The organism is Bacillus mesophilus (assembly GCF_011008845.1).
Classification (GTDB): Bacteria; Bacillota; Bacilli; order Bacillales; family SA4; genus Bacillus_BS; species Bacillus_BS mesophilus.
The window spans coordinates 639,235-651,085 of record NZ_JAAIWM010000001.1; the positions used below are offsets into that span (position 1 = coordinate 639,235).

The window sequence follows — 11,851 nt, forward strand, 5'->3', positions numbered from 1 at the left end:
ATGACACAACATGATAAACAAAGCATTCGAGAAAAAATTGCTAGACGTGCAGCGCAGGAAATTGAAAGCGGTTACTTCGTCAACCTAGGAATTGGAATTCCAACACTAGTGGCAAACTTTATTAGTGATGATAAACAAGTTGTCCTTCAATCCGAAAACGGCTTATTAGGAATTGGACCTTTTCCTAGTAAGGAAGATGTTGATCCTGACTTAATAAATGCTGGGAAAGAAACCGTGACAGCTATTAAAGGAGCATCCTATTTTGATAGCGCAGAATCATTTGCGATGATTCGCGGAGGTCATGTTGATATCGCAATCCTTGGTGGAATGGAAGTCTCAAAAACTGGTGATTTAGCAAACTGGATGATACCAGGCAAAATGATAAAAGGTATGGGAGGTGCTATGGACCTCGTTCATGGTGCTAAGAAAATAATTGTTATTATGGATCATGTTAGTAAAAATGGAAGTCCAAAAATCGTTAAAGAATGTAGCCTTCCCCTTACCGGTAAATCAGTTGTGAACCGAATCATTACGGACCGAGCAGTAATTGATGTAACAAACGAAGGATTAAAGCTAGTTGAAGTGTTTGAAGGATATACGATTGAGGATATTCTCGAAAGTACAGAACCCGAGCTAATTGTTGATGATCAAGTGAAAGTGTATTAATAAAAAAATATATATATTGGGGGAAACCATATGTTAAGTATGATTGGTCTTATTGGGGGCTTAGCTCTACTTATTTATTTAACGATGAAAGGTATGAATCTTCTCGTTGCAGGTCCATTATGTGCCCTGTTTGTTGCTGTATTTAGTGGGCTACCTCTATTTCCACAGTTAGTTGAAGAAGGCGGAGCGAACTTAGTTGGAAATTACATGTCCGGATTCTCTGGATTTGTTGCATCATGGTATATGATGTTCCTACTAGGAGCTATTTTCGGTAAAGTAATGGAAGACAGCGGTGCTGCAGATAGCGTATCCAAATGGATTGTTGATAAGCTAGGTATGAAGCAAGCCGTTTTAGCAATTGTCATTGCCTGTGCTGTGTTGACATACGGAGGAGTGAGTTTATTCGTTGTTGCCTTCTCGGTATTCCCAATGGCACTTAGTCTTTTCAAACAAGCAAATTTACCACGTCGTTTTATACCAGCAGCGCTAGCTTTTGGTTCTGTAACGTTTACAATGACATCAGCAGGATCGCCAGAAATTCAAAACTGGATACCCATTCCATTTTTAGGCACGACACCTTATGCCGGATGGGAAGTTAGCTTAATTGTTGCGGTATTTATGGCTGTGTTTGGTTATTGGTGGTTAAAGCGCATGATTACAAAAGCTGTAGCAAAAGGAGAAACTTTTGTGGATCGCTCTAATGATCCTGTATTCACTGAGAGAGCATTACCTAATCCAATTGTTGCATTAATTCCTTTACTAGTTGTCCTTATTATTTCATTCATTTTCCATGATTCATTAAAACAATCTGCACTTATTATCGCTTTATTAGGTGGGGTAATTGCAACATATGTACTAAATCGTAAATATTTCAAGTCATTTTGGAATGCTGTATCAGAAGGAACGATGGGTGCATTAGTTGCCATTGGTAACACAGCAGCTGTTGTTGGATTCGGTGCAGTAGCTAAGGTAACACCTGCGTTTACAGTAGCAGTAGAAGCAATGACAAGTATCCCTGGAAGCCCTCTTATTGGAGGCGCAATCGCAGTCAGCGTTATCGCTGGATTAACAGGCTCAGCTTCAGGTGGCCAAGCAATTGCATTACCACTTTTAGCACCTCATTATATGGATATGGGTGTGAATACAGAAGCACTTCATAGAACTGTATCGATTTCATCAGGAGCTCTTGATTCATTACCACATAACGGATATGTAGTTACAACCATTCGTGCAATTTGTGGCGAAACTCATCAGGATGCCTATGGTGCAGTAGGTGCTGTAACCGTAATCGTACCACTGATTGGTACTGCTTTAGCTATTATCTTATTCTCATTCGGTCTTGGCATATAATTTGAAATAGAAAGGAATGTCTGTAACATGGTTGAAAATAAAGTTGTATTCATAACAGGTGCTGCGAGAGGAATTGGGCTTGAAATAGGTAAAACTTTTGCTGAAAATGGAGCAAAAGTAGCTCTTTCAGATTTAGATGAGGTTGGAGTTTTAGAAGCTGCTAAGACGTTACAAGAAAGTGGATATGATGTAATCGGCATCAAATGTAACGTTACAGATGAAAATGAGATGAAAAGCGCTCTAGAACAAACCGTTTCACATTTCGGTCGCATTGACTGCTTAATTAATAATGCAGGATTACAGCATGTTTCCAGTATTGAAGATTTCCCAACCGAGAAATTTGAACTATTGCTCTCAATTATGCTAACAGCTCCTTTTAAAGCAATTAAGCAAGTGTTCCCTATTATGAAGGAACAAAAATTTGGGCGTATTATTAATATGGCTTCTATAAACGGTTTAGTTGGATTTGCTGGGAAAGCGGCTTACAATAGCGCTAAACACGGAGTGATTGGATTAACGAAAGTTGCGGCTTTAGAGGGTGCAGAACATGGAATCACTGTAAATGCAGTTTGTCCTGGTTATGTTGATACTCCACTCGTCCGAAATCAACTCAGTGATCTAGCAAAAACAAGAAATGTCCCTTTAGAAAGCGTATTAGAAGAGGTAATTTATCCATTAGTTCCACAAAAAAGATTGCTATCAGTGGATGAAATTGCAAATTACGTTATGTTTTTATCTAGTGACCTGGCTAAGGGAATTACCGGTCAAGCATGTGTAATAGACGGTGGATATACAGCTCAATGATGAGAACAAAAGGCGCAAGCGACCCGTTTAGCCTCAGGCATAGCAAATGTTCCTTGATGAGAAAAAGGGCGATCTTTCCCTTTTACTCTTCAAGGGTTATTTGACCTCGAGGGGCTGGGCGCTGGAGCTAGATTACTCCAAACCATTGAAATAAGCATTCCAAAAGTTTTTATACTTTCCTATAACTTTCAAGAACCTGTAAGAACAATCTTACAGGTTCTTCTATTTATAAATTATAGGAAACACTCCCATGCAAAATCATACAATAGAAAAAACATAACTATTGGAGGTGTTTAAGATGATTCACACCGTCAAGCCAGGAGAAACACTTGCACAAATTTCACTAGATTATCGTACATCCCTTTCCATGATTATAAATGCCAACCCAACAATCAATCCTAATGTCATTTACCCTGGTCAATCGATCGTTATACCAGGACTACCTTCTCCCCATACCATCCCCTATCACATTAATGTTTCAATAAACAATCGCTCGTTAAAGCTTTTCAAAAATGGACAATTACAAAAACAATATCCTATTGCAGTCGGGAGAATTCTTCACGAAACACCTGTTGGTGACTTTATCATTATCAATAAAGCCCCAAACCCCGGAGGTCCATATGGAACAATGTGGATGAGCTTATCCAAGCAACATTATGGAATCCACGGAACAAATAATCCTAGCTCAATTGGCAAAGCCGTATCATTAGGTTGTATCCGCATGTACAATAAAGATGTTGAAGAACTTTCAAGACTGGTTCCAATTGGTACCAGAGTAACAATTAACCCCTAACATTAATCAGTCTCCTTCACTTTTTCACGAACCTCACTATTCGAATTAGAATTTTTTCCGTTTCAGTGGTAAAGTAAGAAAGTAACTATAAAAAAATCAGTAGGTGAATAATATGATCGAGATCAAAACGTCTCCACTAAGTGATGGGGAGTTCAATAGAGGAGTATTCGCTACATGCGATATAAAAAAAGGACAGCTTTTCCATGAAGCACCTGTTGTTCCTTATCCTAACGAACAGCACAAATACATTGAAAAAACTGTACTTGACGATTATGTATATGAATATGGGATCAACCATTCTGCAATCGTACTAGGTTATGGAATGCTTTTTAATCATTCCTATGAACCGAATGCCACGTATGATATTAACTTCTCAAAACATACGTTTGATTACTTTGCTTATAGAGACATAAAAGCAGGAGAAGAAATTCTGATTAACTATAACGGGGATGTCGATGACATGGACCCTCTTTGGTTTAATAAGGATAAAGCAGAGGACAAGAAATAGTCATATCTAGTTGCCTTTTCAACGCAAAGCTTTGAATATGATACTCAACTATATGAAAAAAGACGCTTCCTAATCGGAGAAAGCGTCTTTTTAATTAGAACATTTCTACTGTTTATCAACGAAGACATATACACTATAGATTTTCAAAATCACTTTCTTTAGTTAGCCATCTCGTTACTTCTTCTATGGACTTTCTTTTACCAGCAGGTACCTCTCGTCTTGGATGCCCTAAATAAAGAAACCCTAACACCTCTCCTTGTTCTGATAAACCAAAAAGCTCCCTCATTAACGGATCGTAGGAAGACTGACCTGTTCTCCAAATCCCTCCTAATCCTAATGCATGAGCAGCAAGCAACATATTTTGAATAGATGCATATACAGCTCCAAACTCCTCTTGAACAATCACTTTTTCATGATTACTAGGTTCCACGGCTGCAACAATTATTACTGGTGCACGTAGTGAATTTTCCTTCGCCTTCATAATTTTTTTTTGATTAGATTCACTTGAAGGATCCTCCATATTCTGCTCAGAGATCTTAGCTAGCACTTCTCCTAGACGGTTTCGACTATCACCCGTTAACACAAAGTACTTCCAAGGTTCTGTTTTATGATGATTCGGCGCCCATGTCCCCGCCTCGAGAACTTTCTCCAACATCTCCTTTGATACAGGTTCATCTGTGACCAGTCCACTACTTCTTCTTGACCTAATAATCTCTAAAAATTCCATCTTGGTCCCCCTCCATGTTAATTTTGAGACATTTAGACTATGTATATTCAAGAAAATTGGTTTATTTAACCTTTTATTATAATTCCTGACTTTTGTAGATTTTACTTTTATGCCTCCCTTCTCTCCATTAGGTTATTTCATGTCTAAACCTTTAAAAAATAAATTTATTTTTGGGTGTTTTTGGGTTTACAATTTATTTCCCGAAATTGTATAATATTTGGTTTTTTTCTAGTAAAATGAAACTATACTATTATTTTACTATTTTACTAGAATGGAGCAGAAGAATGAATTTCAGGACAATACTTTATACAGGTTTTGGGATGGTCATCTTCACGATGGTCATTGTTATGGTTATCTTTATAAATACACTTAACCATCAAACTCATCAAATGAATGAGATCGTAAACGATCGTTATTCAAAAATTGATATATCTAATCAAATAAAGAATGAGATTGGTGAATTAAGTCTTGGTGTCTCCAGCTATGCAAGATTAAATTATAAGGATAACAAAAAAATCCAATCTATCAGACAATCTTTCCGAACAATTGATGGTTCCTTAAGGGACCTAGAATCAAAGCTGTATCTGGAAGAGGCAAAGAATCAATTAACAATACTAGAAGATCATTATTTTTTATATAGAGCTAATGTAGAAGAAATTCTAGCATTTGATTTCTCAACAAGTTATGGTGTTTCCCCTTCCTTATTAAGTGCAGTTGATGAAATTCAACAGGACCTAGTTCTTGACCTTGAGACTCTCATCGAATTTCAAGAGGAAGAAATGAACAACACTCTATCAAATGCTGAGCAATCTAATGATAAGGTATTACAAAATATCATTATAACCCTAATTGTTAGTGCGATATTGGCACTACTCATGGCGTATATAGTAGTAAGAAGTGTTACCAAGCGCTTGCGTAAAATCAAAAATGTAATGGGTACTTTATTAGATGATAATCATGGCTACCAAAAATTAGAGGTTAGCTCAAACGACGAAATCGGTGATATTACTAGAGCCTATAATGAAATGGCAACTACTTTAGAGAGACAAGATCAATTAGAAGCTCAATACAAAGAGGAAATAGAAAATCAAAATTGGCTACAATCTTCCATAGCAGAACTCTCATTACTTGTACAAGGTATAAATGATTTACAAACATCAGGCAACCAGTATGTTCAAAAGCTAACTAACTTTGTTGATGCTAGCTGCAGCGTTTTATATTTATTGGAAAAAGATGAAGATCAAAATGAATACTTAAAAAGATACGCAACCTATGCGTTCAGTGACTCGTTCAGTGACTCCTCTCTTACTAAAATCGCTTCGGATCGGATTTCATTAGGTGAAGGTATAGTAGGCCAAGCTGCTCAATCTAAGCAAGCTATATTAATGAATGACCTCCCTAATGATTATTTACATATTTCATCAGGATTAGGAATTACACAACCAACGTCTATTATGGTTCTTCCCATTGTTACAGACGGTGAATTAATAGGTGTAATGGAGATTGCAACTCTGAAAGAAATTTCACCTCTACAGAAAATGCTATTAAAACAAGCATGTGAAGTGCTAGGAGTTACAATCAACCGAATTCAAAGACATCAACAAGTTGAACTATTACTAAAAGAATCACAAGTGTTAAACGAAGAGCTTCAATCACAATCTGAAGAACTACAGCTTCAACAAGAGGAATTAAGAACAATGAACGACGAACTTGAAGCACAAAACAAGAGCTCTGAAATGAAAACAAAAGAGCTAGAAGAAATTAAAGAAAGTCTAGAACAGAGGACAAAAGAAGTAGTTAACAGTTCAAAATACAAATCAGAGTTTATGGCTAATATGTCTCATGAGCTTAGAACACCACTCAACAGCTTATTAATACTAGCTCAAATCTTATCTCAAAACAAAGAAGGTAACCTTACTCAAACACAGCTTGAATACTCAAATACAATATATTCATCCGGTAATGATCTTCTTCAACTAATCGATTCTATACTAGACCTGTCAAAGATAGAATCAGGTAAAATGGACGTAATCGAAGGCGAAGTTTCTATAAGTGAACTCTTCACACAACTAGAGCGTCAGTTTTTACCTATGGCTAAACAAAAAGGACTAGATCTTACATTCAACAAAGACAAAGAACTTCCAGATATGATTTTTACAGATGAACAAAAGATTAACCAAATTTTAAAGAACCTACTATCTAATGCACTAAAGTTTACCGAAAAAGGAAACGTTCGTTTACAAGTCACAAAAACTGAAAAAGAGGGATTGGAGTATGCAACATTCTCTGTCATTGATACGGGTATAGGAATCCCAAGTGATCAGCTCCCATTTATGTTTGATGCATTCCGCCAAGCGGATGGAACAACTAGCCGTAAATACGGAGGTACTGGTTTAGGTCTATCTATTAGTAAAGAATTAGCTGAGCTTCTAAAAGGTTACATTCAAGGTACTAGTGCCACTGGCAACGGAAGTACATTCAGTTTGTATATACCATTAGGTAAGAAACAAAGCCTTCTTGAACTAGATGACTTACGTTCAGAAGAAGCTGTTACTGCGATTGAGCATGAATCAGCATACTTCGAGGTTGCTGCAACAAACGAACTAGAACCATTTAAGGGCAAAAAGGTACTTGTTGTAGATGATGATATGAGAAACATCTTTGCTTTGACAAGTTCATTAGAAGCAGCAGGCATGACTGTTACTTTCGCCGAAAATGGACAAGAGGCGATCGACCTTCTTCATGATGAACATACTGTTGATATTATCCTTATGGATATTATGATGCCTACTATGGATGGTTACGAAGCGATGAGAATCATACGTAGCATGGACAAGTACAAAGAACTTCCCATTGTTGCTCTTACAGCCAAAGCGATGAAAGATGATCGCCAAAAGTGTATTGATGCAGGGGCATCAGATTATATAAGCAAACCTGTCAATCTAGAACAATTATTCTCTATTATTAGAGTTTGGTTACATCATTAGTAAAAGAATCTGTTTAACGCGAGACTCCTATGGAAGAGCGGCTCACGGACTCGCCCACGGAAAGCTAGTATCCTGCAATGGAAATGACAACTAGGTTAACATAACCAAAATAACAATTTAATAAGCCAGGTGAATATATGGATTATAACAACAAAGAATCAATATCTACTTTAGATGAATGTTCAGAACTCGAACAAATAGAAATTAACTTATTATTAAAAGGAATCTATCTACGCTACGGTTTCGATTTTCAAAACTATGCTTTTACTTCTATTCGAAGAAGGATTTGGTATCGAATCAAAGCAGAAAAACTCACCACCGTTACAGCGTTACTAGAGAAAGTATTGCATGATTCCTCAACCATGGAGAGACTTTATAAGGACTTCTCGATCAATGTAACGGAGATGTTTCGTGATCCTAGTTTTTTTAAGAGTTTTCGTGAAAACATCATTCCAACTCTTAAAGAATTACCTTCTATTCGCATCTGGCATGCCGGTTGCTCTACTGGAGAAGAAGCCTATTCTATGGCCATTCTCCTCCATGAAGAAGGACTTTATAATAAAGCTAGAATTTACGCCACCGACATGAACAGTGATGTTCTTAAACATGCCCAGTCAGGAAAATTCCCACTCCACCGTATGCAAACATATACGGGTAACTATATGAATTCCGGTGGAAGAAACTCTTTTTCTGAGTATTACACTACTGATAAGAATTATGCGATTTTCCATACTAATCTATCTTCTAATATTGTATTTGCACAACATAACTTAGTAACAGATGGTTCCTTTAATGAGTTTCATATTATCATTTGTCGAAATGTTATGATTTACTTTGACCGTGAATTACAGGACCGCGTTCATCAGCTGTTTTATGATAGTTTATCTCCTCTTGGCTATTTGGGACTTGGAAGTCGAGAGGGTTTATCCTACACAAATTTTAGCAAGTTATATAAGGAAGTTGACAAAACAGAAAGAATATATCAGAAACGATAATACAGATTCTTCTAGGGGGAGGTAAAAATGGAAAAGCCCAAAATTAATATCTTAATGGTAGATGACAGGAAAGAAAATTTACAAGCTCTAGAGGCAGTACTAGATTCTCCTGATTATCAATTAATTAAGGCAACTAGCGGTGAAGAAGCACTAAAGTGGATACTAAAAAAAGATTTTGCTGTCATTTTACTAGATGTACAAATGCCAGGAATAGACGGATTCGAAACAGCAAGACTTATTAGAGCTAGGAAAAAATCAATGGAAATTCCTATAATCTTTATTACCGCTCTTACAAAAACACAAGACTACGTATTAAATGGATATTCTTCGGGAGCTATTGATTTTTTGTTTAAGCCCTTTAACCCCTTTATATTAAAAAGTAAAGTAGAAGGCTTTGTGAATATATACTTATCTCAAAAAGAGCTCCAATTAAAAAACGAAGTGATCCTAAAGCATTCACTGGAACTAGATCAAGCTTATTCACATCTACAAAAAAGTGAAGCAATTTCTAGAGCCATTGGTGAAACCTCAATTGATGCAATTTTTACACTAAATGAGGATGGACGTATACTTACTTCGAATCCAGCCGCCATTAGTATATTTGGTTATCAACAGGAGGAATTCAATCATATAGCTGATGTGATTCCACTATTCTCTGAAAAGCCATTTCATCCATACATTGAGGATAAAAGTTTTGAAGAAGAAGCAAAAAGGCAGGACGGAGCCCTCTTCCCTGTTGAGATTACATTAAGTAACGCCATCATTGATCAAGACACGATTTATGTTTGTTCAATCCGAGACATTACAGAAAGAAAGAATCACTTCAAGCAACTTGAAAGATTAGTGCAGCAAAGAACGGAAGAACTGATCATTAGCAACAATCATTTACAAACTGAGATTGATGAGAAACTTCAAATGGTTCAGGTGACGAAAGAAAGTGAAGCTAAATACAGACATCTTGTCGAAGATTCACCTCTAGCCATTTTCGTGTTGGAAGCCAACAATGAGTATTTTTCATTTATAAATAATACAGGAGTTAAACTACTAGGTGGACAAAGTACAATGGACGTCCTTTCAAAAAAAATATCGTCCTTTTTCCCTCTTGAGCAATACGTTACGATGACTAGTAGAATACAAGATAGTTATGATGGCCAAAAACAAATTGGTATAGAAGAGAAATTTATTCAACTTGATGGCGGAGTCATTAATGTAGAAGTCACCATTATCCCCTTTACATATATGGGTAAACCCGCTGTCCATATTGTAGCGAATGACATAACAACATTTAAGAGAACCCAAGAGTTTTTAGGTCAATCTGAAAAACTAGCAGTGGTTGGAGAATTAGCAGCTGGAATTGCACACGAAATTCGTAACCCTCTCACAAGTTTAAGAGGCTTCACTCAGTTAATTGAGTTCGATCAAGGAGTTAAACATCAATACCTCTCTATCATGCTAACTGAAATTGATCGTATAAATACCATCGTCAGTGAACTTCTTCTTTTAGCAAAACCCAATGACGAGGACTTTAATCCGGTTAATATGAATGAATTACTGAAAACAGTCGTTGTTCTTATGAATGCTCAAGCAACATTCCATAATATTGAGATCAATTTACATACTAAAGATCCTGAACCTGTTATTATTATTGGACTTGAGAATAAATTAAAACAAATCTTTATTAATTTTATAAAAAACTCAATTGAAGCAATGCCACATGGTGGCAAAATAACGATTAGAACTGTTAAAGAAGAAGGAAACTTCTTAATAGAAATCGAAGATCAGGGCTGCGGGATCCCTCCTGAATCTTTAGCTAAGATTGGAAAGCCCTTCTTTACCACTAAGGAAAAGGGAACAGGGCTTGGCTTCATGATTTGTAATAGTATTATTGAAAGTCATAAAGGAAAATTGGGGATTACTAGTCAGGTTGATGTAGGTACAACCATCACCTTAAGTTTCCCTTATGATTTTCAGGAGAAAACTCTTCTTTCCATTTGACTTTAACTTGTAAAAACAAAAGCGACTCAACTTTTAGTTGGTCGCTTTTGTTTTAGTAGTAATTGTAATTTCCTTTATTATATATCAAGTCATTTTTCTCTTACATTAAATCTTGATTCAATGTCCTCTGACTTTAGAATAGGCTTAAAACTAGCAAATCTAGTATCGAGGGAAACTGTGAAATTAGAATAATCTAGATTCTCATAGTCTTTCTTTTTAAAGTCAGTAGATGTATACCTCACATCTAACATAATGTGATCAAACTTTTTTGACTGCAACGTTTGCCATAAGTTGAAAAGCTTTTGGGATTCCTCTTTTATGTTAACTTCATCTTTAAATATAACTAAAGTCAATAGGTAGGTAACATCTACCTCATTTGACTCTATAATCTCATTGAAAGAATCATGCTCTGTAAACAAGTCATGAAAGGTGTAATCAAAACTTATTCGAGAGATTATTTTAGTTGACTCTGGAAAACTTTCTAGAATATACGGTGTAATCCATTCATTACTTTGAACATTCCACAATTCTTGCTTATAGTTATCATCTGGATTGCTTAAATCGCTAGACATCCCAACCCAAAATACTAGATGTGGTTTCTGCTCCGATTGAAGGTCAATCCTAAACGACCCCTCTTCCCCTAGCGGTTTAGAGTATTCCACATGAGTGACAACAAATTCTTCATCATATTTTTCTTCAACATATTCTAGTGCGCGATCTTTTGCTTCCCCAGTCTTGAAGTGATTAAGATCAGCAAAATAGAAGAATAACTTTAATAGAAATGCTAACAAAGGAAATCCCACTACTACGAATAAAATAAGTCCACCCGTAACAAGTATATATTTGTTCAACTACATACTCCCCCATACAATCCCGAAATCTTTTTCACTTGTATATTAAGACAAATTGACAATCATCTCTACATCAGACGAAAAAAAAGATCAGATTGTTTCATCACTGTATTCTAGAATTACTTAAAAAAATAGCAAATAACCTCTGAAGGTCATTCGCTATCAGTAGTCTACC

10 protein-coding genes are annotated in these 11,851 nt (G+C 36.2%); 8 read left to right on the forward strand and 2 right to left on the reverse strand.

What is annotated here, in order from left to right:
* The 5 genes from G4D63_RS03230 to G4D63_RS03250 all read left to right on the forward strand — a co-directional run bounded on the left by G4D63_RS03230 (window position 1) and on the right by G4D63_RS03250 (window position 4,121).
* On the forward strand, window positions 1–666 hold the full coding sequence (locus G4D63_RS03230) for a CoA transferase subunit B (RefSeq protein ID WP_163177626.1): 666 nt from the start codon (window positions 1–3) through the stop codon (window positions 664–666).
* A 30-nt stretch (window positions 667–696) separates the two neighbouring features.
* The gene (locus G4D63_RS03235; protein WP_163177628.1) at window positions 697–2,016 is read left to right on the forward strand and encodes a GntP family permease; all 1,320 of its coding nucleotides are present in this window, start codon (window positions 697–699) and stop codon (window positions 2,014–2,016) included.
* Window positions 2,017–2,043: 27 nt separating this feature from the next.
* Window positions 2,044–2,820, forward strand: coding sequence for a 3-hydroxybutyrate dehydrogenase (locus tag G4D63_RS03240; protein ID WP_163177630.1), 777 nt, complete (start codon window positions 2,044–2,046; stop codon window positions 2,818–2,820).
* 298 nt (window positions 2,821–3,118) lie between these two features.
* Window positions 3,119–3,613, forward strand: a complete 495-nt coding sequence (locus tag G4D63_RS03245) for a L,D-transpeptidase family protein (RefSeq protein WP_163177632.1) — start codon at window positions 3,119–3,121, stop codon at window positions 3,611–3,613.
* A gap of 112 nt (window positions 3,614–3,725) precedes the next feature.
* Window positions 3,726–4,121 carry an SET domain-containing protein gene (locus G4D63_RS03250; RefSeq protein ID WP_163177634.1) on the forward strand — a complete coding sequence of 132 codons (396 nt, stop codon included), beginning with the start codon at window positions 3,726–3,728 and terminating at the stop codon, window positions 4,119–4,121.
* A gap of 133 nt (window positions 4,122–4,254) precedes the next feature.
* On the opposite strand, the gene G4D63_RS03255 is transcribed toward G4D63_RS03250, so the two are convergent.
* Window positions 4,255–4,848: a nitroreductase family protein gene (locus tag G4D63_RS03255; RefSeq protein ID WP_163177636.1), complete on the reverse strand. Its 594-nt coding sequence runs from the start codon at window positions 4,846–4,848 to the stop codon at window positions 4,255–4,257.
* A 284-nt stretch (window positions 4,849–5,132) separates the two neighbouring features.
* Between G4D63_RS03255 and G4D63_RS03260 the strand changes: the two genes are divergently transcribed.
* From G4D63_RS03260 to G4D63_RS03270, 3 genes are all read left to right on the forward strand, one after another.
* Window positions 5,133–7,835 carry a response regulator gene (locus G4D63_RS03260; RefSeq protein WP_163177638.1) on the forward strand — a complete coding sequence of 901 codons (2,703 nt, stop codon included), beginning with the start codon at window positions 5,133–5,135 and terminating at the stop codon, window positions 7,833–7,835.
* Window positions 7,836–7,972: 137 nt separating this feature from the next.
* A complete protein-coding gene (locus G4D63_RS03265) occupies window positions 7,973–8,830 on the forward strand; it encodes a CheR family methyltransferase (protein ID WP_163177640.1) in 858 nt (285 codons plus the stop codon).
* A gap of 27 nt (window positions 8,831–8,857) precedes the next feature.
* Window positions 8,858–10,825: a PAS domain S-box protein gene (locus G4D63_RS03270; protein ID WP_163177642.1), complete on the forward strand. Its 1,968-nt coding sequence runs from the start codon at window positions 8,858–8,860 to the stop codon at window positions 10,823–10,825.
* An 89-nt stretch (window positions 10,826–10,914) separates the two neighbouring features.
* Here G4D63_RS03270 and G4D63_RS03275 read toward each other — a convergent pair whose 3' ends face one another.
* Window positions 10,915–11,676: a hypothetical protein gene (locus G4D63_RS03275; protein ID WP_163177644.1), complete on the reverse strand. Its 762-nt coding sequence runs from the start codon at window positions 11,674–11,676 to the stop codon at window positions 10,915–10,917.
* Between the last annotated feature and the right edge of the window lie 175 nt (window positions 11,677–11,851).